Source organism: Streptomyces sp. NPDC087420 (assembly GCF_044744165.1).
Taxonomy (GTDB): Bacteria; Actinomycetota; Actinomycetes; order Streptomycetales; family Streptomycetaceae; genus Streptomyces.
Map to the genome: position 1 here is coordinate 324,441 of NZ_JBIUXU010000008.1, position 22,628 is coordinate 347,068.

Consider the following 22,628-nt stretch of genomic DNA (forward strand, 5'->3'; position numbering starts at 1 on the left):
TCTCGCGGGGGTTTGTTCCCTGACCGCTGAGTGCCGGGCGCGTCCTGTGCGTATGCATGTGCGAGGCGCGCACGGACATTCGTCCCTGCGGCGGCGGGACAGGGAGAGGCGGGACCGGCGATGGCACACAACTACCGGACAGAGAGCTACGGACGGATCGGCGGCATCGGCACGGGAGGCGGCGGTGACCGGCCCGGCGGCCTGAAGGAGCTGGCGACGCGGCACGCGCTGCTGCCCCTCCGGCTCTTCCTCGGCATCACGTTCATCTACGCGGGCATCGACAAGCTCACCACCAGCGGCTTCTTCGCGGCGTCCGGGGCCGGTTCGGTCGGCGAGATGATGCACGGCGTACGGGACAGCGCGGCCATACCCGCGCTGGTCGACCTCGCCCTCAAGAGCCCCTCGGGATTCGGCTACGCGATCGCCCTCGGTGAACTCGCCGTGGGCCTGGGCACGCTGTTCGGCCTGTTCGGGCGGGTGGCCGCGCTCGGCGGTGCCTTCATCTCGCTGAGCCTGTGGCTGACCGTCAGCTGGCAGAGCACCCCGTACTACTACGGCAACGACCTCGCCTACCTCATGGCCTGGCTGCCGCTCGTACTCGCCGGCACGCCCACGTTCTCGCTGGACGCCGTCCTCGCCGACCGCCGGCGCCGCATGAGGTAGTCGACCAGGGCCACCACCCCGGCCACGAAGAAGCCGCAGAAGAGGACGGGGAAGACCGCGAACCACGGGACCGGCCAGGCGCCCGCCGCGTCGCCCGCGTAGGCGACGGCCGCGCCGAGCACCGTCACGCCCGCGACCAGCCGTCCCGGCCTGAACTCATGACGCCGTCCCGGCCTCGGCTCATGACGCGGCACGGGTCACCTCCACCTGTCCGAAACCGACATAGACGTCCAGCACGATCGTGCCGGCCGGGTCCGCGCCGGCGCGCGGCGCGAGCGTGCTGCTCTGTTTGTTGCCGAGGGAGATGTCCACGTCGTTCGGCGGCTGCCCCGGCAGCCTGAGGTCCCCGAGCCCGGCCTCGGCCCGCACCACCACGGTCGCCCCGCCCGGGACGAGCACCTTCAACTGCCCGGCGCCGACCTCCGCGTGCGTACGGACCGTCCGCCCGGCCGGGACGGCGAGGCGGCCCAGATCGAGTGTGCCGACCCCGGACCCGAGCTGGTAGCGGGGCTGTACGACGCCGTACGAGGCCGGTGTCCACGTCTCGCGGCCCCACTCCGTGCTGATGTCCTTGGGGATCGAGGCGGACGCGGCGAGCAGTCCGCCCGTGACGACCGCGAGGAACAGCGTGCCCAGGCCGGTGCGGCCCAGGAACGCGCTCACCGCGAGCCCCGTCCCGAAGACCGCGAGGGCCGCCGACAGGCCGATCTGGAGGCTCGTACCGAGGGGCTGGATGTTCCAGGACAGGCCTGTGCCGAGCCCGCCCGCGATCAGCGCCAGCAGGAAGACCGCGCCGCCGATGCCGCGCGGACCCGGGGGGCCGACGGGGCGGGACGGGGCCGGGGCGTCCTGGCCTGGCCTCCCCGGTGGCCAGGGGGCCTCGGCCGCGCCCTCCGGGCCCCACAGATAATCGCCGCCGCCCGGACCGGTGGTGCCGTCCTTCACGATCGGGTCCCGCCACCAGGAGGGACCGCCGGGCGACGGCGGAGCCTTGGTCTCGGGCGGCGCCTCCGCCACCGCGTGTACCGTCGCCGGGTCGAGCGGGCCGCCGGCGGGCGCGGCCCCCCGGCGGTGCCGGGACCAGACCGCCGAACCGGCGACCGCGATCGAGAGCATCGCCGCGAAGCCGAGCGTCCCGCCGTTGCCCAGCATCGACAGGAACAGCCCGCAGCCGATCAGCGCGAGCAGCACCGCGATGAGCGAGGCGCCGTCGACCCGTCCTGACAGCAGCCTGCGGCCCTCGTTCTCCTCCTCGCCCTCCTGCGGGATCAGCAGCCAGGCGAAGCCGTAGAAGATCAGACCGATACCGCCGGTCACCGACAGCACCCCCACGACGATCCGGAAGATCACCGGATCGACGTCGCAGTACCGCCCGAGGCCCCCGCACACCCCGGCGAACACCTTCTGGCGGGGGCTGCGGGTCAGGTGCGGGCCGGCCGCCGTGGCGGAGGACTCCGGGGCCTCCGGGGATCCGGGGGACTCCTGGGCGCCCGGAGAGCCCGTAGAGCCCGGAGAGCCCGGGGGGGACTCGGGGGGCGCGGGAGGCGGCTGGGGCGGCGGCGGGGTCATAGCTCCATGGTGACCGCGCGCGCCCCGTGCCTCCACCCGCCCCGACCCTGGCCTCTCCCTGATATTCGCGGCGGGTCTCTCCGCCGGGTACGGCTCGGGCCGCTTCCGGGCTCAGGGTCGGCTCAGGGTCCTGTCAGGGACCCGACCCTGATGCCAGGAGCCGCGCCGCCGTGTGACCATCAAAGGCATGCCGGCCGCCCCGCCCCGCTCCGCCCCGCCCTCGTACTCCCGCGCCCCCGCGCCGGAGGACCAGCCGACGCGCAAGCTCTACCGCAGCGCCGACGGCCGGCTCCTCGGCGGGGTGGCCCGCGGGCTCGCCGGGCACATGGGGCTGCCGGTCGTGTGGGTACGGCTCGTCTTCCTCGGCCTCTTCTTCGCCCAGGGACTCGGCGCGCTGCTGTACGCGGTCTTCTGGATCGTCGTCCCGCTCGGCGTCGGCGGTACGGCGACCGAACCGCGCTCGCTCTTCGAGACCAGCCCCGACGGCCGGCGGCGGCTGCGCAAGCCCGACAAGGGGCAGGTCTTCGCGCTGATCGCGTTGCTCATAGGCGCCGGAGTGTTCATCGGCAACGTCAACCTGGGCCGCAACCACGCCGACCGCTACATCTGGCCCACCCTGCTGATCGGCGCGGGTGTTGTCCTGGTCTGGCGCCAGGCCGACAACGCGCGCCGGGCGCGCTGGACCGAGGTCGGCCGCCGCCGCAGGCTCCTGCAACTGGCGCGCGGCTTCGCGGGCGTGGCCCTGGTCGGCCTCGGACTGGCCGTCTTCATGGTGGTCAGGGGCGCGGCGGCCCAGCTCGGCAACGTCCTGACCGGCGCGATCGCCGTCGTGGCCGGGGTCGCGCTGCTCCTCGGGCCCTGGCTCGTCCGGATGACCCAGGACCTGTCCGAGGAACGGCTGATGCGGATCCGCGCCCAGGAGCGCGCCGAGGTCGCCGCGCACGTCCACGACTCCGTCCTGCACACCCTCACGCTGATCCAGCGCAACGCGGAGGAGCCCGGCGAGGTCCGCAGGCTCGCCCGCGCCCAGGAGCGCGAGCTGCGCGCCTGGCTCTACAACCCGGAGGGCACGGGCAAGGAGGAGGCGGACGAGCCGGTCACCCTCGCCGACGCGGTGAAGCGGACGGCGGCGGAGGTGGAGGACTACCACGGGGTCCCGATCGAGGTGGTTGTGGTCGGCGACTGCCCGCTCGACGACCGGCTGGCCGCGCAGATGCAGGCCGCGCGCGAGGCCATGGTCAACGCCGCCAAGTACGGGGGCGACGGCGGGGCGGTGCAGGTCTTCGCGGAGGTGGACGGGCGTACGGTCTTCCTCTCCGTACGGGACCGGGGACCCGGATTCGACCTGGACGCGGTGCCGGACGACCGGATGGGCGTGCGGGAGTCGATCATCGGGCGGATGCAGCGGCACGGGGGGACGGCGCGGCTGAGGGCGGTGCCGGACGGGGGCACGGAGGTCGAGCTGGAGATGGAGCGGGCGGACTGACGGGGGGACAGGGCGCGGCGGCGGGACCGTACCGTACGGATGAGGACACGAAGCAGGGCGACGGCGAGGGGACAGGGACGATGAGCAGCGAAGGCGTACAGGCCGAAGGCACCGCGGGGACGCCGGGGGGTCCGGCGGAGGGCGGCGGCGGGCGGCACGCGCGCGTGGTGCTCGTCGACGACCACCGGATGTTCCGTACCGGAGTGCAGGCCGAGATCGGCCGCACCGAACAGACCGGTGTCGAGGTGGTCGGCGAGGCCGCCGACGTCGACCAGGCGGTCACCGTGATCACGGCGACCCGCCCCGAGGTCGTCCTGCTCGACGTCCACCTGCCGGGCGGCGGCGGTGTCGAGGTGCTGCGCCGCTGCGCGCCGCTGATGGCGGCGGCCGAGAACCCGGTGCGGTTCCTGGCGCTGTCGGTGTCGGACGCGGCGGAGGACGTCATCGGGGTGATCAGGGGCGGCGCCCGCGGCTACGTCACGAAGACGATCACCGGTGCCGACCTGGTCGACTCGATCTTCCGGGTGCAGGACGGCGACGCGGTCTTCTCGCCCCGGCTGGCCGGGTTCGTCCTGGACGCCTTCGCGTCCTCGGACGCGCCGCCGGTGGACGAGGACATGGACCGGCTGACGCAGCGGGAGCGGGAGGTGCTGCGGCTGATCGCGCGGGGGTACGCGTACAAGGAGATCGCGAAGCAGCTCTTCATCTCGGTGAAGACGGTGGAGTCGCACGTCTCGGCGGTGCTGCGCAAGCTCCAGCTGTCGAACCGGCACGAGCTGACGCGGTGGGCGACGGCCCGCCGGCTGGTCTGAGGACCGGCCGCGCGTCCTGAGGTTTTGTGTTCGATCAGTCCGAGCACTGCCACTGGGTGACGTATGCCCGCCCTCCCGCGTCCAGCAGGACCCCGCGGATGCATTCGCCGGGCTCGGTGTCGAGGTGGCCGCCCAGCGCGGCGACCCCGTCGCGCGTGCGCCGCGTACCGAACCAGTCCGCGAACGCGGTGAGGCGGTGGTCCTTGCGCTGGTAGCCGAGGCGTACGGCGAGTTCGGGGCCGCCGTTGTGCTGGACGTACCGGGTGGTGAACCCGCCCTCGCCCCCGATGGGCCCCTCGATGCACAGGCGGCCCCCCGAGAGATCGCCACAGCCCCGGGGGGTGACGCCCACGGGGGCGAGGACGAAGAGCGCGCCGACGCCGAGGACCGTGGCCCGCACGGCGGCTTTCCGTCCTCGGCGTGTCACACGTATCACGGCTTCCCCTTCACGGGCTCACGGACCGGTTCACGGGCTCATGGGCTCACAGACCGGTGGGCATCCGCGCTCATCGTGACCCGCGGACGGGGGAGCGGCATCCCGGCGGGGGCCAGTCCGGCGACGGCGGGGCGTCCGGGGGTGCGGCGGGAGGTGCCGGGGGGCCTGGCGGGCCGCGCTACACGGGGCGGGTGGCGCCGGCGAACGGCATCTGGTCGATCGGGGCGATCCGGACGTTCGTGCCGGTCCGGGGGGCGTGGATCATCTTCCCGTCGCCGATGTAGAGCCCGACGTGGCTGATGCCCGAGTAGAAGAACACCAGGTCACCGGGGGCGAGCTGGGAGCGGGGGACACGCTGTCCCGCGTTGATCTGGGTGTACGTGGTCCGGGGGAGGGAGACGCCTGCCGCACGCCAGGCGGCCTGGGTGAGCCCGGAGCAGTCGAAGGAGCCGGGGCCGGTCGCGCCCCAGACGTACGGCTTGCCGATCGCCGCGTACGCGAAGGCGACGGCCGCGGCGGCGCGGCTGCTCGGCGCCTTCGTGGCGGGGCGGGACGCCGAACGGTCGGCACGGGCGGGGGCGCCGTCCCCCCGCGCGGACCCGTCCGTGCCGTACAGCACCGGCTGTCCCTGTCCCTGTCCCTGTCCCGCCGTCTCCTGCTCGGCGTACCGGGCGCGCTCCTGGGCGGTGAGCGTCTCCAGGAGGTCCTCGGCGGCGGTGAGGCGCTTCTGGACGGTGGTCTTCTGCGCGGCCACCTCGTTCTGACGGGCCTTGAGGTCCACCAGCCGGTCATCGGCCCGGGTCCGTAACTCCGCGATCGCCGCCAGCTCCTTGCGGATCCGCGTGACCGTCGAGGCCTGGTGCGCGGCGGTCCGTTCGGCGAGGGCGGCGGCCTGGAGGAACGTGTCCGGGTCCGAGCTGAGCGCGAGCTGCACGGTGGGGGTGAGGCCGCCGGCCCGGTACTGGGCGGTGGCGATCGAACCGAGCGCCTCGCGCGAGGTGTTGAGCCGCTCCGTCCGCCGGCTCGCCTCGTCACGCAGCTCGTTCAGCGCGTCGCGGGCGTCGTCGGCCTTCTCCTTCGCCCCGTTGTACTTCTCGGTGGCGGCCTCGGCCTGCTCGTAGAGCCTGTCGACCTTCGACTTGACCTGAGCGGCCGTCAGGCGCGGTTCCGCGTGGGCGGATCCGGCCGAGGCGCCGGCCGTCGCGGTCGCGGCGCCGGCCAGGGCGAGGGTGGCGGCGGTACGACCGGCGGGGCCGGTGAGCGGGCGCTGTTTGTGTTTCCGGTGCGCTGCCACGAGGGCGTCCACTTCCTTACTGGTCCAACATCGCACGTTTGGGGCCGTGCGGGCCGGGTGGCGGGGGTCGGCCACCTGGAGAAGGACGCTAGGTGAAGGTCACGGCGCGGTGTCGGCAAGGCGGGAATTGGCAGCGGGTGAACGTTTTGAAGCGTTTTATGTCCGTACGATCTGCTGCACGCGCCCCTCTTTCGATCAGGACCGGACGGACCGGGAGGACCGGACGGCTCGGGAGGAGCGGACGGCCCGGGAGGAGCGGGTAGAGCGGAAGGAGCGGGTGTCGCGGCCGGACCCGGTGGCGCGGTCCCGTGTCGCGGCCTTCACGGTGGCGGCAGCTGAGTGTTGAGCCGGTCGGCAGGCACGTGCTCGATGCGAGTCCAGCCCCGCCAGCCCCGCTCCTCCAGGATCGCCAACAGCCGCGCGGCGCTCGGCGAGGACTCGACCACGGTCGTGTCCAGCAGGTCGACGAACTGGTCGTCGATGGTGTCGTCGCCACCCACCTCGCCGGCCTCCACAGCGCGAATCATCAGGCGCTCCATGATGTCGGCGACCTCGACGATCCGGGGGTCGTCGGCGGACCAGTCGAGTGCCCCGCTGAGAAGGCTGTAGAGCTTCACCATGTCGGGGTCGTCCAGCTCCTCGTGCTTCTTGGCGATCACGGAGTCGATCAGTTCCGGCACCTGGGCGGCGATCATGATCCAGGCGTCCCGCTCCCTCTCGATGTACCGCTCCTCGACGCCGAGCCCGCGCACCCGGTCGAGGTAGTCCACGACGCTCCGCGGGAGCGCCAGGTGCTCTCCGGCGGCGAGCCGGGTGAGCCGGCCGCGGGTGTCCTTCAGCCGCCGGATCTCGGCGCGCAGATCCTTGTCGATCTCCCGCACGCCGTCGGCGAACTTCTCCGGGCCGGCGTCGAGGAGTTCCTGCACCCTGGCCAGCGGCACGCCGGCATCGGCCAGGGTGCGGATCCGGATCAGCCGCACGACGGCGCCGGCGTCGTAGGTCCGGTAACCGGACCGGTCGCGTTCGGGCTCCGGCAGCAGACCGATCCGGTGGTAGTGGCGTACCGCCCGCACCGTCACCCCGGCGTACGCCGCGAGCCCGCTGATGCTCGGCGAACCAGCGCACCGGGCCTGGCATGGTCTCCGTGGGCACGAAGGCCGAGCTGATGAACGGCAGGAAGATGAGCGGGTAGGCGAACGCGCCCGCGCCTTCGACCGACGCCGCTGAGAGCCCGGGAATCACGGCGATCCAGGTCAGCGCCAGGGTGAACAGAAACAGGATGCCGGCGACCGCGAGCCATTCGAGCACTCCGGCCCCCGTGCGGAAGCCCATGAGCAGCGCGACGCCCACGACGATCACGAGCGAGATCAGGTTGGCGACCAGAGAGGTGAGGACGTGTGCCCACAGCACACCCGACCGTGCGATCGGCATGGACTGGAACCGCTCGAAGATTCCGCTCTTCATGTCGGTGAAGAGCCGGTAGGCGGTGTAGGAGATGCCTGACGCGATGGTGATCAGCAGGATGCCGGGCAGCAGGTACGTCACGTACGAAACCGACCCGGTGTCGATCGCGCCGCCGAACACGTAGACGAACATCAGCATCATGGCGACCGGCGTGATGACGGTCGTGATGACGGTGTCCATGCTGCGTGTGACATGGCGCAGGGTCCGCCCCGTGAGAACAGCGGTGTCGACGAAGAAGTACGCGGTCATGTCGGCCCCCTAGCCGTTCGTGCCGACGGCGTCGCTCTTGCTGTCGGTCTTGTTGCCGCTCTTGTTGTTGTCCTTGCTGTCGTCCTTGTTGTCGCCGCCGATGAGCGCGAGGAAGATCTCCTCCAGGGTCGGCTGCTTCTCGACGTACTCGACGGTGGCGGGCGGGAAGAGCCGCTTGAGCTCGGCGAGGGTGCCGTTCACGATGATCCGCCCCTGGTGGAGGATCGCGATCCGATCGGCCAACTGCTCGGCCTCCTCCAGATACTGCGTGGTGAGCAGCACGGTCGTGCCCTGGCCGGCGAGTTCCTTGACGGCGCCCCACACCTCGATGCGCGCCTCGGGATCGAGCCCAGCCGTCGGCTCGTCCAGGAAGATCACCGACGGCTCCCCGATGAGGCTCATCGCGATGTCCAGCCGGCGGCGCATCCCACCTGAGTACGTGGACACCTTCCGCGGGCCGGCGTCGGTCAGCGAGAAACGCCTCAGCAGGTCGTCCGCGATCGTGCCCGGGTCCTTGAGGTGGCGCAGCCGGGCGACGAGCACGAGGTTCTCCCGGCCACTCAGGATCTCGTCGACGGCCGCGAACTGCCCGGTGAGACTGATGGATTCCCGCACCCGCGCCGGTTGTACGGCCACGTCGAAGCCATGGACGTCGGCCGTCCCCGCGTCGGCCTTCAGGAGCGTGGCGAGGATCCTCACGGTCGTGGTCTTGCCCGCCCCGTTGGAGCCGAGCAGGGCGAAGATGATGCCCCGCGCCACGTCGAAGTCCACGCCGCGCAGCACGTCGAGTTCCCCGTACGACTTCTCCAGACCCCGCACGCGAATCGCCGGAGCGGCGATCGATTGGGTCGCCATGGTCATCTGCCTCCTTCGCGGAGCTTCCGCCCGACTGTGCGGAAGCTCCTGCGGGAAGGATGGAGGGTTGACCCTGCGTCAAGGTCAAGCCGGCGCCGGCCACGGCAGCCCGGCGGGCTCCGTCAGGCGGGGCGGACGCTGCCGTGGATGGGCAGGTAGTAGATCGATTCCTCGCGGACGTTGGCGCCCGGCTCGGGGGCGTGGATCATCATGCCGTCGCCGGTGTAGATCCCGACGTGGCTGATGTCGTCGTAGAAGAAGACCAGGTCGCCGGGGAGCAGGTCCTGGGTGGTGATGTTCGTGCCCGCGCCCACCTGTTCCCAGGTGGTACGGGGCAGGTCCACGCCCGCGACCCGCCAGGCGGTCTGGGTGAGGCCGGTGCTGTCGTACGAGCTGGGGCCGGTGGCGCCGGACACGTACGGCTTCCCGATCTGTGCGCGCGCGAACGCCAGGACCTTGGCGGCCTTGGTGGCGTACGTGCTGTCGGGGGCGGGCGCGGGGGTGGCGACGAAGGGGGTGGTGAGGGTGACGGGGCCGGGCTGGGCGGGGACGGCCGGCAGGAGGGGGGCGAGCGGGGCGAGGGGCGGCTGGAGGGGGGTCTGCGCCTGCGCCTGAGCTTCCAGGAGCTGCTGCGCCTGCACCTGCTGGGCCAGCACCTGGTCCTGGGCCTCCTGCGCCTCTGCGCGGGCCTGGGCGTCCAGCTGGGCCTGTGCCGCGCGGGCCTGGGCCTGGGCCTCCGCCTGTGCCCGGGCTTCCGCCTGTGCGTGGGCCTGGGCCTGTTGGGCTTGCGCCTCCAGCTGCTGGGCCAGCTGTGCCTGTGCCTGCTGTTCCTCGCGGAGGCGTGCCGCCTCTTCCTGGGCCTGTACGTCCGCCAGGCGGCGCGCCTCCTCGTCCTGCGCGCGTTCCAGCGCGGCCAGCCGTGCCGTCTCCTCCAGGACCAGCCGCGACAGCAGTGTCCGGGCCCTGACCAGCTTCTCCTGGACGGTCAGCTTGCTGAGGCGCAGCGCCGCCTGGGGCTCGGCGCCCTGCGCGCGGGCCGGCGTCCGGTCCGGGGCTGCCTGGGCCGGTACGGCCCGCGGTGCCCGCGTCGGCTGCGGGGGAACGAGCCGCTGCGGCGCGGACTGCGGGGGGACGAGCTGCGGTGGGACCGGCTGCTGGGGCACGAGCTGGGTCGGTGCCGGCTGGACCGGGGCGGGCCGGGGGACCTGGGGGCCGTCGGCGTACGTCATCGCCGCGGCCGGCCGTATCGCGTCCCCCTGGCGGGGCGCCGCGCGGCGCGGCTGCTGACGCGGCGCCTCCCGCGCGGCCCGCGTCTCCCCGGTGGTCTCGGCCGCCGCCTCCTTGGACCGGGCGGACTTGGCCGTCTTCGCGGTCTTCGCGGGCTCCTTGGCCTGCGTGTACTGCCGCGTCGTGCTGCCGGCCTGGCGGTAGAGCGCGTCGACCTTCTTCTGCACGTCCTCCACGGACGGCTGCGACACGGCGGAGGGCGCGGCATCGGCGCTCTGGGCCGAGAGGAGCGTGACAGAGGCCAGCGCTGCCGTGGTGAGCCCGACGGCGGGGGAGGTGGAACGGACTCCGCCGGTGCCGCGGGACTTGCGATGCGATGCCAAGATCGGCATTCCTTCCGGTGGACCGCAGAGGGACATGCGGAGTGCCTGGTCAAACACGCTAGCCAAAGTGTGGCGCTCATGTGAAGGACGATGGCCGATATGCCCGATACATTTTCGTGACCTTTGCGACGGCGACCGCATGAAGTGGGCGCGAGTCGCTTTTCGAGAAGTGTACGATTACTTTCGGTGACTGTTCGACCGCCGGACGCGGCGGAGTTCCCCCGGGCGGACGCGCGCTGTCCGTGCGGCGCCAGGGCCTGGAGGCCGCCCTTCGGGCGACGACGCGAGTGGTCGGACAGGCCCTAGACTCGAAGGGCGATGAGCAGCCTCTTTGACGACAGCTTCCTGGCGGACCTCCAGCCCTCCGGGGACGAGCATCCGCCGCCGCCCGAGGACCAGGACCGGCAGCAGCCGGAGCCGATCCCCGACGACCTCTTCGGAGGTGTGTTCGACGTGCCACCGCCCCGCGACCCGTACCACCGTGACGGTGCCCCGCGCACGGTCGTGGACCCGGCCACGCTGCTCGAAGGGCTCAACGAGGAACAGCGCGCGGCCGTCGTGCACACCGGTTCCCCGCTGCTCATCGTGGCCGGGGCCGGATCGGGCAAGACCCGCGTCCTGACCCACCGGATCGCGCACCTGCTGGGCACCCGCAGCGTGCACCCCGGCGAGATACTGGCCATCACGTTCACGAACAAGGCCGCGGGCGAGATGAAGGAGCGGGTCGAGCAGCTCGTCGGCCCGCGCGCGCGGGCCATGTGGGTGCTGACCTTCCACAGCGCGTGTGTACGGATCCTGCGGCGCGAGTCCAAGAAGCTCGGGTTCACCTCGTCCTTCTCGATCTACGACGCCGCCGACTCCAAGCGCCTGATGGCCCTGGTCTGCCGTGATCTGGATCTGGACCCGAAGCGGCATCCCCCGAAGGCCTTCAGCGCCCAGGTCTCGAATCTCAAGAACGAGCTGATCGACGAGGAGACCTACGCCGACCGGGCCGCCGGCGGCTTCGAGAAGACGCTCGCCGAGGCCTACCGGATGTACCAGTCGCGCCTGCGCGAGGCCAACGCGCTGGACTTCGACGACATCATCATGACCACGGTCCACCTGCTCCAGGCGTTCCCGGACGTCGCCGAGCACTACCGGCGGCGCTTCCGGCACGTCCTGGTGGACGAGTACCAGGACACGAACCACGCGCAGTACACCCTTGTACGGGAGCTGGTGGGCCCCTCCGGCGAGGGCGACGACCCCGCCGAGCTGTGTGTGGTCGGTGACGCCGACCAGTCCATCTACGCCTTCCGGGGCGCCACGATCCGTAACATCCTCCAGTTCGAGGAGGACTACCCCGACGCGAAGACGATCCTGCTGGAGCAGAACTACCGCTCGACGCAGACGATCCTCAGCGCGGCCAACGCGGTCATCGAGCGCAACGAGAGCCGCCGGCCCAAGAACCTGTGGACCAACGCGGGCGCGGGCGCCCTGATCACCGGCTATGTCGCCGACACCGAGCACGACGAGGCTCAGTTCGTCGCGGAGGAGATCGACAGGCTGACGGACGCCGGCGACGCCAAGGCGGGCGACGTCGCGATCTTCTACCGTACGAACGCGCAGTCGCGTGTCTTCGAGGAGATCTTCATCCGGGTCGGCCTGCCGTACAAGGTCGTCGGCGGTGTGCGGTTCTACGAGCGCAAGGAGGTCCGCGACGTGCTGGCCTATCTGCGCGTGCTGGCCAACCCCGAGGACACGGTGCCACTGCGCCGGATCCTCAACGTGCCCAAGCGCGGCATCGGGGACCGCGCGGAGGCGATGATCGACGCGCTCTCGCTGCGGGAGAAGATCACCTTCCCGCAGGCGCTGCGGCGCGTGGACGAGGCGTACGGCATGGCGGCCCGCTCGTCGAACGCGGTCAAGCGCTTCAACACCCTGATGGAGGAGCTGCGTACGGTCGTGGAGTCCGGCGCGGGACCCGCGACGGTCCTGGAGGCCGTGCTCGAACGGACCGGCTACCTGGCGGAGTTGCAGGCCTCGACCGACCCCCAGGACGAGACCCGGATCGAGAACTTGCAGGAACTGGCCGCGGTGGCCCTGGAGTTCGAACAGGAGCGGGCGCAGGCCGAGGGGGCCGCGGCGGCGGACGCGGCGGCCGGTGACGGGGCGGCGGGTGACGGAGCGGGCGGTGACGGAGCGGGCGGTGACGCGCCCGGCGGTGTGCCGGCGGCCGCCACGACCGGCACGCTCGCGGAGTTCCTGGAGCGGGTGGCCCTGGTCGCGGACTCCGACCAGATCCCCGACGAGGATGTGGACGGCTCCGGTGTCATCACGCTGATGACGCTGCACACGGCCAAGGGCCTCGAATTCCCCGTGGTGTTCCTGACGGGCCTGGAGGACGGCGTCTTCCCGCACATGCGGGCCCTCGGCCAGGTGAAGGAGCTGGAGGAGGAGCGCCGCCTCGCGTACGTGGGCATCACGCGCGCCCGCGAGCGCCTCTACCTGACCCGGTCCGCCATGCGGAGCGCCTGGGGGCAGCCCGCGTACAACCCGCCGTCGCGGTTCCTGGAGGAGATCCCGGGACACCACCTGGAGTGGAAGCGGACGGGCGCGCAGATCCCGGCGGGCCCGACGTCCGGGATCACGTCCTCGCTGTCGTCGGGCGCCGCGCGCTCCCGGTCCGGCGGCGCGTCCGGCTTCGCCACGCGGCGTACGGCCGACAAGCCGGTGATCGCACTGGTGGTGGGGGACCGGGTGACCCACGACCAGTTCGGGCTCGGCACGGTCATGGCGGTGACGGGGACGGGCGCGGACGCGCAGGCGACGGTCGACTTCGGGGACGAGAAGCCCAAGAGGCTGCTGCTGAGGTACGCACCGGTCGAGAAGCTGTAGGGGGCGGTAGCGGGCTGTAGGGGCGAGGAGAGCCCCGCGCCTGACCCCGTCGGGGTTGGGCGCGGGGCTCATGACCTACTGCTTGTCCGCTCTGACTCTCTGACGCTCTCGTGCTCTACCGCTCTACTGCGGGTTGAGGCCGTGGCTCTGGAGCCAGGGCAGCGGGTTGATCGCCGCGCCGCCACCGGGCCGTACCTCGAAGTGCAGGTGGGGGCCGGTGGAGTTGCCCGAGTTCCCCGAGTAGGCGATGACGTCGCCCGCCTTGACGGTGCCGGAGCGGAACTTCGTACTGCTGAGGTGGCAGTACCACGTCTCCGTACCGTCGGGGGAGGTCACGATGGCCATGTTCCCGTAGGCCGAGTTGTACTGCGTGCGGACCGTGCCGTCCGTCGCGGCCATCACCGGCGTGCCGTACGCGACGGGGAAGTCGATCCCGGTGTGCACGGACATCCAGTTGACGCCGGCCTGGCCGAAGTAGGCGCTCAGTCCGTGCTGCGACACGGGGAGGGCGAACTTGGGCCGCGCCGCTTCCTTGCGCGCCGCATCCTCCAGGCGTTTCTGCTTCTCCGCCTCCTGCCGGGCCGCGAGGTCGATGCGCTCCTGCGTACGGCTGGCGCGGTCGCCGAAGTCGCGGGCGTCGGCGCTCATGGCCGTGACCTGGCTGTCGACCTGCGCGTTGGCGGCGGCGATCTTCTTCGCGGAGCTGACGTCGGCGGCCTGGGTGGAGACCGTGGTGTCCTGCTTCTCCTCGCCGGCGAGGTCGCCGACGGAGGCGGCGGCGATGCCCGCGACGCCCATGACGCAGACGGAGGGGACCGCGACGGTGAGGAGGGCGGAGCGCTTGGCGGGGGTACGGCGGCGGCCCCGGCTGCCGTTGCCGCCGCTCGCCGGGCGGCCGACGGGGCGCGGGGTGAGGACGATCGCGGGCGCGGTCATGGTCTCTTCCATGTGCACGCCGTGCGGGGCGGACGCGGACTCCGCGAGCGGATCGCTGTCGTCCCCGGCGCCGTCCTGGAAATCCTGGCTGTCGGGGCTGGGGCTGTACGGCGTGTCGTGGCCGTACGCGGCGTCCGCCTCGTACGCGGTCCCGGGCTGGTACTGCTCCTCGGGCTGCTGGTACGGCGTCCCGTCCTGGTACGCGGCCTCCGGCCGGTAGTGCTCGTCGGCCTGGAAGGGTGTCTCTGCCTGCTGGAGCGGTGCTTCAGGCTGCTGGAACGGCGTCTCAGGCTGCTGGTACTGGGTTTCGGTCTGCTGGTACGGGACTTCGGTCTGCTGGTACGGGGCTTCCTGCCCGTTCCACGCCGTGGCGTCGTACGCGCCGGTCTCGTACACGGGTGCCACCCACTGGGCGGTCGCGTCGTACCCGTAGGGCTGACCGGCCTGCAAGGCGCTGACGTCGAACTGCGCCGTCGCGGGGTGGCCCTGGGGGTCGTAACCGAAGTTCCCGGTCGCGAACTGCCCCGAGGTGTCGCCCCCGTTCAGGGGGTCCTGCTGGGCCGGCGGATTCGCCTGGTTCCAGGCGTCCGCGTCCCACTGTCCCGTGGTGTCGTACTGCGGCGCCGCGTAGGCGTCGTACGTGACCGTGCCGACTCCGGCCGTACCGACCGTCTGGTGGGCACCCGAGTCCCACTGGGTGCCGTCGTACTCGCCGGTGGCCTGGGGGGTTTCGTAACCGCCCGGCAGGTTGCCGAAGAGAGGGTCGGTCTGGAAGCTGCCGTTCTGGTACCCGTCGTGCGTGGTGTACCCGGCGTTGGTGTGCTGGTCGTTCACCAACTTCTCTCTCGCCTCGGCAGCAGAACCTTCCGGGGGCCGGCCCTGATGGTGCGTCGGAATCCCGGAGCAAAGCAATGGCCGCGACTGTACCCGGCGGTATGCGACGCCGACAATCTTCGGCAAGTTTTAGGTTTCGCGGAAACGGGCATTCGGCCGTGTTTCGGGGGAGGGCGGGCACAGCTTTGGCCCTACGTTCGAGGGGTGTTCGAGAAAAACGGGGAACGCGGCGGCTTCCTGACCGCGTTCGCTCGCCGCTCGCCGCTCGCCGCTTCCCGCTTCCCGCCCACGCCTCGCCTCAGGCGACGGACGAGTCGCCGTCCTGACCGCCCGACGCCCGGTTGGCTTTCGCCCCCGCTTCGAACTCGTCCGACTCCAGGGCGTGTCGGATGCCGGACACGACCGCCGGGTGGACGGGCAGGGCGAGATGGCCGACGCCGGTGACGCGGACGTTCCGGCTGAGGAGGTCGGGATGGGCGAGGCGGGCCGCGCCGATCGGTGTCATCAGCTGGTCGAGGTCGCTCCAGAAGCTGACGAACCGGGTACGGCAGCCCGGGGCCGGCCGCCGCAGCTCCTCGATCAGGGGCGAGCCCGGCCGCATCTGCCGTACGACGGGGTGGGCGCTCATGAGGGGCGCCACGGCCGTGCCCTCGTGCGGGGTGCCCAGGGTGACCAGCGTCCGTATCCGTGTGTCGCCGCCCAGGCACTGCGCGTAGTAGCGGGCGATCAGGCCGCCGAGGCTGTGTCCGATGACGTCGACCTGGGCGTGCCCCGTGCGGGCGCAGATCTCCTCGACGTGCCGGCCGAGCAGCTCGGCGGCGGCCCGGACGTCGCAGGTCAGCGGCGAGTAGTTGAGCGAGACGAGGTGGCGCCAGCCGTGCCGCGAGAGGGAACGGCGCAGGAGGAGGAAGACCGAGCGGTTGTCGATGAAGCCGTGCAGCATCACGACGGGGGGCCGCGAGCGGCCCTCGGTGGGGAGCTGTGTGGTCCCGGGCGTCAGGTCGGCGGCGCGGCGCTCCTGGGCGATTCCGGTCGGGTACAGGATCAGATGCCCGGTGAGGATGGCCAGGTCGAGGGTGAGGGCCCGCAGCAAGGGCTGGAAGGGGATCTGCGGCAGTGACCGGAGCGATCCGAGTGGTCCGAGCGGCCCCAGCGGCCCGAGCGGCAAGGAGAAAGGCAACACCCTCATGGCCGACCTCCCGAACGACGCGCGGGGCCCCACCTGTGATTTCCCCCTCGCGGGCCTTCGCGAAACGGCCGGGTGCGGGATGCTGGGGATAACGTTCGTTCACTACTCCGGGCCTTGGCGGCCGCGGGGACCCGTGCCAATGACGGCACAGTCGGTTGTGGAGGCAGTGATGGGTGTGACCGATCCGATCCGCGTGGTGGTGGCCAAGCCGGGTCTCGACGGACACGATCGCGGGGCCAAGGTGATCGCGCGTGCGCTGCGCGACGCCGGCATGGAAGTCATCTACACCGGGCTCCACCAGACCCCCGAACAGATCGTGGACACCGCGATCCAGGAGGACGCCGACGCGATCGGCCTGTCCATCCTCTCGGGCGCCCACAACACCCTCTTCGCGAAGGTCATCGACCTGCTGGGGGAACGGGACGCGCTGGACATCAAGGTCTTCGGCGGCGGCATCATCCCGGAGGCGGACATCGGCCCCCTGAAGGAAAAGGGCGTGGCGGAAATCTTCACACCGGGCGCGACGACCACGGCGATCGTGGACTGGGTCAACGCGAACGTCCGCCAGCCGACGGGGGCGTGACGCCCTGTCGGGCGGGGGTAGGGGTGTCGGCGGCGCGGGGCTGGCGGGGCCGCCGGTGGCATGGGCCCGGTGGCCTGGTGGCCGGCGGGGACGCCAGTCGCATTGGCCGGTGGCCCGGTGGCCCGTGGCCCGGTGGTGGGACGTTGGTCGCGACGGCCGGTAGGACTGGGGCTCGGTCGTCCCGTAGCCCCGTAGCCCCGTAGCCCGTAGCCCCGTAGACCCGTAGATCGGTGGCCCGGTGGCCCGGTGGATGGACGCCGGGTGCGATGCCCAGCGGCCCGGTGGGCGGAGACGGGCGAGGGCCGCCGGCCGGTGTCCGGTGGCGCGGTGCGGCCGACCGGCCGCCGGCCGCGACGCCCAGGAGCTGGTGCCCCCGTGGGCCCGACGCTCCGGCCGGTGGCCGGACGCCGTTGGCAACTACCGGGGGCGGCGGTCCGGTGGGCGGTCGTACGGGCCCGGTGGCCGACGGGCGGTCGTGGTCGCTGGCGGCCCGCCGTGGCGGGCGGCTTTGTCGACGTCCTGGCCCGGCTGCGGGCCGGCGCCGACGCGCTCCCGCAGAAGCAGGACTTGGGCGGTCGCGGGTCGCGACCGGCGACTGGCGACCGGCGTCAGACCACCCGCCACTCCCGACAGGCCTACGGGCCGCTGGGCCGCAGGCTTCCACGCGCGGCGACCAGCGACCCGCGACCGCCCAACGGGCCATCGCACACGCCACCCGACAGGGCGTAGGCCCCACCACCGCCACGCCGGGTGGCCGAGATCGCCTCAGCCCACCGGTCACCACAACCGGCCTCCGCCGTCCGGCCACGGGTCATGGCGCACCTATCGGGGCCAGAGACGCCGGGCTCCGCTCGCCGCGACCGCCGACCGACGCCCGACCACTCCCCGACCGGCCTGCGGCCCACCGGACCGCTATGACCGGCCAGCGGGCCGGTGGCCAGAGCTACCCAGCCAGGCGGCCACCGGCCACCGGGCCCCGCGCGCCGCAACCCACCACCGCCCGAAGGGCAACCGCACACACCACCCGACAGGGTGCAGGCCCCAACCACCGTCACGCCGCGCAGCCGAGAATGACTGGGCCCACCGATCGTCACAACTGGCCTCCGCCGTCCAGCCACGGGCCATGGCGCACCACCCATCGGAGTCAGAGGCGCCGGGCCCCCCTCGCCGCGACCGCCGACCGACGCCCCACCGGTCTGCGGACCGCTACGACCGGCCACCCGGCCGGTCGACAGGGCGTAGGCCCCCACCACGTCACGCCGCGCAGCCGGGAATGACTGGGCCCACCGGTCATCACAACCGGCTTCCGCTTTCCGGCCACTCGCCGTGGCGCACCCCCATCGGGGCCGGGGTCGCAGGGGCCACCGGTCGTCGCGACCGCCGACCGACGCCCGACCACTCCCCGACCGGCCTGCGGACCACCGGACCGCCTGGCCAGAGCTACCAGGCCACGCGGCCACCCGCTTCCCGGCGTCGGCGGTCGGCGGTCGGCGGTCGCGGGGATCGGCCCTGCGCACCCGGCCCCGGTGGGTGGTGCCCTGCGGCCCGTGGTCGCCGGGCGTCGGCCCTGCGACCGGGCCCGGCGCCCCTGGCGCCGATTGGCGGTGTGCCGCAGCCCGTGGTTGCACGCCGGTTGCGATGGCCGGTGAGGCTGAGGCGGCTCAGCCGCGCGGCGCCACGGTGGTGGGGTCCTGCGGGTCCGTCGGGGTGGCTGCGGACCCGGGGGCGGGCGGGGGCGGCGTCAACTCCGCTTGCATGGTGGCGCGCAGGCGGAGCGTGGAGACCAGGCGCTGGAACGCCTCGGACCAGTAGCCGCCCGCCCCCGGGGACGCGGTCTCGGATTCGTCCGGGGTGGCCGTGAGCAAGTCCAGGCGGCTCGCCTCGGCCGGGTCCAGGCAGCGCTCGGCGAGGCCCATGACCCCGCTGAAACTCCACGGGTAGCTTCCCGCCTCCCGGGCTATGTCCAGCGCGTCGACCACCGCGCGGCCGAGCGGGTCCGCCCAGGGCACCGCGCAGACGCCCAGCAGCTGGAACGCCTCCGACAAGCCGTGCGCCGCGATGAACGCCGCGACCCACTCCGCCCGCTCCCCGGCCTCCAGCGTCGCCAGCAACTTGGCCCGCTCCGCGAAGGACGACGTACCGGGTCCGGTCGCCGGCGATGCGGAGGGCGGGCCGAGGAGCACACGGGACCAGTGGGCGTCGCGCTGGCGGACGGCGGCCCGGCACCAGGCCGCGTGCAGTTCGTCCCGCCAGCCGTCCTGGACGGCGAGCGTGACGATCTCCTCCGGAGGCCGGCCCCCCAGCCGCTCAGGCCAGACGGCGAGCGAGGCCGCCTCCACCAACTGGCCCAGCCACCAGGACCGTTCGCCCCGGCCGGCGGGCGGCACGGCCACCACACCGTCCCGCTGCATGTCCGCGTCGCATTCGTGCGGCGCCTCGACGGCGATCGTCGGCCCGTCCCCCGTACGGTCCAGGCTCACGCAGGTCGCCGCCCGCGCCGCCATCCGGCCGGCGAGCGCGGAGTGCGGCAGGGCGGAGAGCAGTTCGGCCGCGGTGGAGCGGACGTTGCGGCTGCGGTCCGACAGCGCCTGCTCCAGGAACGGTTCGTCCGCCCCCGACAACCCCGTACGCAGCGAGTCGAGGAACATCAGCCGGTCCTCCGCCCGTTCGGTCGGCCACGTCGAGGCCAACAGCTCCAGCGCCGCCTCGGGCCCCTCCGCCCGTACGGCTCCGAGCAGGGTGACGCGCTCCACGAACAGGCCTTCCTGCCAGAGCGCCGCGACGGCCTCCGGGTCGTGCACGTCCGGCAGCGCCGAGCCGCCCGGCGCGCCCCGCAGGGCGAACTTCCAGTCCGGATTGAGCCGCGCCAGCCAGAGCCCGCGCGGCCCGGCGAACTTCAGGGCACCCGGCCGCAGGTCGGTACGGGCCCGCGCCGCGTCGAGCAGCGCCGGCAGTACGGAGGCGGGCGCCCGGTAGTCGTACGCGCCCGCCGCGGCCAGCCACTGGGGCAGCAGCTCGGTGAGGTCCGGCGCCGTACCGCGCCGGCCTCCCGCGCCCGCGGGCGCCGCCCGGTCGGCGAGCAACTGCACCAGCCGCTGCCGCGCCGGCTCGGGCAGCGGCCTGCGGGTGTCACGGGGCGCCGGTTCGGGACGCGCCGCCGCACGCGCGGGAAGCAGCCCCGCCCGGCGGCGGACGGTGTGGAAGGCGGCGGAGTCCAGCAGCGCGGTGGGCGCGTCCTTGCCGGGGACCAGGATCCCGGCGGGCGGGGTACGGCGGTCCGTACCGAGCAGCGCCGAGACGACGAGGTCCTCCCACGGCGCCCCATGCGCCTCCGGGACGGCCGAAGCCGCCCCGCCGGCAGCGGTGTTCGTACGGTCCGAGGCGGCGCTGTGCGTACGGTCCGAGGCGGCTGGGGTGTCGGTCATCGGGTCCTCCATCGGGTCCTCCGAACGGGCTTGGCAAGAAGGGACGGTGGCGGATGGGGCGGGGTGGGCTCAGACGGGTGAGGTGGGTGGCTGGAGATCGGCCGGGTGAGGTGCGGCGGGACGTCATGGCGCGGGACGCGACGCGCTCCTGCGGCGGGAAGCGGTGGCGACGGCTGCGAGGCGCCCGTGCCGCCGGGAGCCGTGCCGCCGGGAGCCGTGGCGCGGGGTGCGAGGCCGCCGGTGCGGCGGCAAAACGGGTCGCGGGACGCGAGGCCCCAGTGAGGACCTACCGGCTGAGACCGGGTCAGCCATCGCCGTACGCGGTCGAGGTTCGGCCTGGCGCGGTCACGCAACCCGGCCCCGCCCGGCGACCCCGCCCCGCCCCGTCACGTCAGCGCGACCGTCCCCGTCGCCTCCGGCGACCACGCCGCCAAGGGGTGGAACCCCCGGTGCCCGCACTCGCCGAAGACCGTGACGGGGCCGCCTCCGGAGAGCGCGGCCAGCTTCCACAGGCCCGGCCGTGAGAGCGTCGCGGGCGCCAGGGGCAGCGCCGATTCGCCGTCCGCGTCGGCCACCTGCCAGCCGCCGCCCGCGTCCGGGACGGGTATGACACCGGTCAGCGTCACCGGCCAGGACTCCAGCCAGGGGTCCTCCCGCAGCGCCGAGCCGTACGCGGCCAGCGCGTCGGACGTGGAGCCGCCGGGCGGCGGCCCGTCCACCGGCGCCGGCGCGCCGAACTGCTCGCCCCAGTCGGCGCGCAGCTGACCCGCGCCCCCGTGCGGCGTGACCTCCGCGTCCAGCACCGCGCCCACCGGCAGGGACAACTGCGGGGACCTGCCCGCCGCCCCGAAGGACAGGACCAGCGCCCAGCGCCCGGAGCCCCGGCCGTGGAGCCAGACGCGGCGGGTGACGACCTTGCCGTCCGAGGTGTCGTACTGCGCCAGGACCAGCCAGTGGTCCCGCACCGGCGCGCCGGACGACGGCGACGGGAGACCGATCCGGGTACGGACCGTCGTGGCCAGAGGCTCCGGCACCCCGTCGAGGCCCAGCCAGCCCACGTTCAGCAGATGCAGCAGCGACGACTCCTCCAGCAGTCGCGCCGGCCAGCCGGGGCCCGATCCGGGGATCGCGCCCAACTCCCGCACCCGGCCCGCCAGACCGGGCGCCTGCGCGTCGACCATCCGGGCCGCCGTCTCCTCCCACAGCCCGTACCCCGCCTGCTCCGCCGGGGCGAGACCGCCCCGCAGCAGATCCGCCAGCCGCCGCTCCAACTCCACCGCCCCCGCCGTGATCCGCCCCGCCCGGCGCTCCGCCCTGCGCCGCGCCGCCTCCGGATCGGCGGCCTGCGCCGCCCCGCCTCCGGCAGGGCTCCCCTCGTCGCCGCTCCGCTTCCCCCGGGCGTCGAGCCACTCCCGCGCCCAGTCCGGCGCCTCGGCCTCCGCCACGGCCGTCTCGTCCGCCGCCCGGAGCAGCAGCAGCCCGAGCGCGTGCTTGCACGGGAACTTCCTGCTCGGGCAACTGCACTTGTACGCGGGGCCCGTGGTGTCCACCACCGTCCGGTACGGCTTGCTGCCGCTGCCCTTGCACAGGCCCCACACCGCCCCCGCGGCGCTGCTCCCCGCCTCCGACCACGGCCCGGCCGTGCCCAGCTTGTTGCCCGCCTTGCGTGATGAGTCGTCAGGAGCCAGAGCCAGCACCTGTTCCGTCGTCCAGCGCACCCCCGCTTTATTCATGTGTACGACGGTAGAACCCCCCACTGACAATCCGTCTGACCTGCGGATTCGTAAGCCGGGAAGCATCCGTGCTTTGCCTTCTCTTTGCTATCGTGGTGGCTCCGCACGACCCAGGCCCACCAGGGGGACCCTTGATGAACCGCACCGTCCGCGCCCTTGTCACCACCGCCGCCGTGACCGGCCTCGCGTTCGGCCTCGGCGCCTGCTCCGAGGCCGCGGACCGGGTGGACAAGGCCGTCACCGACGAGGTGGACAAGGCGGTCACCGACGAGGTCGACAAGGCCATCAACCAGGAGTACCAGGTCACGTACGAAGTGACCGGCACGGACGTCGACTCGATCGATTACCACGCGAGTGGCGGCACGGCGACCGAGCCCAAGATCGAGACGGTCGACAAACCCACCCTGCCGTGGAAGAAGACGGTCACGCTCAAGGGCATCATGCCGCCCGGCGTCATGCCGATCGCGCTGGAGGTGGCCGGCGCCGAGGTGAAGTGCACGATCACCTACAAGGGCAAGGTCATCAAGGAGGCCGAGGGAGCGGGCACCGTCGCGGCCGGCGGCTGCATCGCGGTCTCGCCGATCGTGCAGTGACCCTGCGGTAGGCGGCCGTTACC

General features: G+C 72.9%; 18 protein-coding genes and 1 pseudogene. 7 read left to right on the top strand and 12 right to left on the bottom strand.

Features of this window, described 5'->3' with window-relative positions; genetic code table 11:
* The first annotated feature begins 120 nt into the window (after positions 1-120).
* Positions 121-663 carry a DoxX family protein gene (locus ACIO1C_RS18935; RefSeq protein ID WP_202532199.1) on the top strand — a complete coding sequence of 181 codons (543 nt, stop codon included), beginning with the start codon at positions 121-123 and terminating at the stop codon, positions 661-663.
* Here the strand turns inward: ACIO1C_RS18935 and ACIO1C_RS18940 are convergent.
* On the bottom strand, positions 570-857 hold the full coding sequence (locus ACIO1C_RS18940) for a hypothetical protein (protein WP_401864776.1): 288 nt from the start codon (positions 855-857) through the stop codon (positions 570-572). The genes ACIO1C_RS18935 and ACIO1C_RS18940 overlap by 94 nt on opposite strands.
* Entirely contained in the window at positions 844-2,232 is a 1,389-nt protein-coding gene (locus ACIO1C_RS18945; protein ID WP_401864779.1) for a PspC domain-containing protein, read from the bottom strand. Before ACIO1C_RS18945 ends, ACIO1C_RS18940 begins: the two co-directional genes overlap by 14 nt.
* A 187-nt stretch (positions 2,233-2,419) precedes the next feature.
* On the opposite strand from ACIO1C_RS18945, the gene ACIO1C_RS18950 reads away from it, so the two are divergent.
* Together ACIO1C_RS18950 and ACIO1C_RS18955 are read left to right on the top strand one after the other, a co-directional pair.
* Positions 2,420-3,718: a PspC domain-containing protein gene (locus ACIO1C_RS18950; RefSeq protein WP_401865095.1), complete on the top strand. Its 1,299-nt coding sequence runs from the start codon at positions 2,420-2,422 to the stop codon at positions 3,716-3,718.
* 80 nt (positions 3,719-3,798) lie between these two features.
* On the top strand, positions 3,799-4,530 hold the full coding sequence (locus tag ACIO1C_RS18955) for a LuxR C-terminal-related transcriptional regulator (RefSeq protein WP_401864782.1): 732 nt from the start codon (positions 3,799-3,801) through the stop codon (positions 4,528-4,530).
* 34 nt (positions 4,531-4,564) lie between these two features.
* On the opposite strand, the gene ACIO1C_RS18960 is transcribed toward ACIO1C_RS18955, so the two are convergent.
* The 4 genes and pseudogenes from ACIO1C_RS18960 to ACIO1C_RS18975 all read right to left on the bottom strand — a co-directional run.
* On the bottom strand, positions 4,565-4,930 hold the full coding sequence (locus ACIO1C_RS18960; protein ID WP_401864784.1) for a hypothetical protein: 366 nt from the start codon (positions 4,928-4,930) through the stop codon (positions 4,565-4,567).
* Positions 4,931-5,144: 214 nt separating this feature from the next.
* The gene (locus tag ACIO1C_RS18965) at positions 5,145-6,260 is read right to left on the bottom strand and encodes an NlpC/P60 family protein (RefSeq protein WP_401864787.1); all 1,116 of its coding nucleotides are present in this window, start codon (positions 6,258-6,260) and stop codon (positions 5,145-5,147) included.
* 320 nt (positions 6,261-6,580) lie between these two features.
* Positions 6,581-7,339 carry a MerR family transcriptional regulator gene (locus ACIO1C_RS18970; RefSeq protein WP_401864789.1) on the bottom strand — a complete coding sequence of 253 codons (759 nt, stop codon included), beginning with the start codon at positions 7,337-7,339 and terminating at the stop codon, positions 6,581-6,583.
* Between the two features lie 91 nt (positions 7,340-7,430).
* A pseudogene (locus ACIO1C_RS18975) lies at positions 7,431-7,904 on the bottom strand (ABC transporter permease); the annotation flags it as partial.
* Here ACIO1C_RS18975 and ACIO1C_RS18980 point away from each other — a divergent pair.
* A complete protein-coding gene (locus tag ACIO1C_RS18980; protein WP_401864792.1) occupies positions 7,864-7,986 on the top strand; it encodes a hypothetical protein in 123 nt (40 codons plus the stop codon). The pseudogene ACIO1C_RS18975 and the gene ACIO1C_RS18980 sit on opposite strands and share 41 nt — an antisense overlap.
* Here ACIO1C_RS18980 and ACIO1C_RS18985 read toward each other — a convergent pair.
* Positions 7,983-8,828 (bottom strand): ABC transporter ATP-binding protein, encoded by an 846-nt coding sequence (locus ACIO1C_RS18985; protein ID WP_401864795.1) that lies wholly within the window; start codon positions 8,826-8,828, stop codon positions 7,983-7,985. The two genes, ACIO1C_RS18980 and ACIO1C_RS18985, sit on opposite strands and share 4 nt — an antisense overlap.
* Positions 8,829-8,950: 122 nt before the next feature.
* Positions 8,951-10,438, bottom strand: coding sequence for an NlpC/P60 family protein (locus ACIO1C_RS18990; RefSeq protein ID WP_401864798.1), 1,488 nt, complete (start codon positions 10,436-10,438; stop codon positions 8,951-8,953).
* 318 nt (positions 10,439-10,756) lie between these two features.
* Here ACIO1C_RS18990 and ACIO1C_RS18995 point away from each other — a divergent pair, with 318 nt between their 5' ends.
* Positions 10,757-13,312: an ATP-dependent DNA helicase gene (locus tag ACIO1C_RS18995; protein ID WP_401864800.1), complete on the top strand. Its 2,556-nt coding sequence runs from the start codon at positions 10,757-10,759 to the stop codon at positions 13,310-13,312.
* Positions 13,313-13,435: 123 nt separating this feature from the next.
* Here ACIO1C_RS18995 and ACIO1C_RS19000 read toward each other — a convergent pair whose 3' ends face one another.
* Together ACIO1C_RS19000 and ACIO1C_RS19005 are read right to left on the bottom strand one after the other, a co-directional pair.
* On the bottom strand, positions 13,436-15,082 hold the full coding sequence (locus ACIO1C_RS19000) for a peptidoglycan DD-metalloendopeptidase family protein (RefSeq protein ID WP_401864803.1): 1,647 nt from the start codon (positions 15,080-15,082) through the stop codon (positions 13,436-13,438).
* 298 nt (positions 15,083-15,380) lie between these two features.
* The gene (locus ACIO1C_RS19005) at positions 15,381-16,271 is read right to left on the bottom strand and encodes an esterase/lipase family protein (protein ID WP_401864805.1); all 891 of its coding nucleotides are present in this window, start codon (positions 16,269-16,271) and stop codon (positions 15,381-15,383) included.
* 169 nt (positions 16,272-16,440) lie between these two features.
* Here ACIO1C_RS19005 and ACIO1C_RS19010 point away from each other — a divergent pair, with 169 nt between their 5' ends.
* Positions 16,441-16,854, top strand: a complete 414-nt coding sequence (locus tag ACIO1C_RS19010; protein WP_401864807.1) for a cobalamin B12-binding domain-containing protein — start codon at positions 16,441-16,443, stop codon at positions 16,852-16,854.
* Between the two features lie 1,661 nt (positions 16,855-18,515).
* Here the strand turns inward: ACIO1C_RS19010 and ACIO1C_RS19015 are convergent.
* Positions 18,516-20,279, bottom strand: a complete 1,764-nt coding sequence (locus ACIO1C_RS19015; protein WP_401864810.1) for a DUF5691 domain-containing protein — start codon at positions 20,277-20,279, stop codon at positions 18,516-18,518.
* Between the two features lie 386 nt (positions 20,280-20,665).
* A complete protein-coding gene (locus ACIO1C_RS19020) occupies positions 20,666-22,012 on the bottom strand; it encodes an SWIM zinc finger family protein (protein ID WP_401864813.1) in 1,347 nt (448 codons plus the stop codon).
* A gap of 134 nt (positions 22,013-22,146) precedes the next feature.
* Here ACIO1C_RS19020 and ACIO1C_RS19025 point away from each other — a divergent pair, with 134 nt between their 5' ends.
* Positions 22,147-22,605, top strand: coding sequence for a hypothetical protein (locus ACIO1C_RS19025; RefSeq protein ID WP_401864816.1), 459 nt, complete (start codon positions 22,147-22,149; stop codon positions 22,603-22,605).
* Positions 22,606-22,628 lie beyond the last annotated feature (23 nt).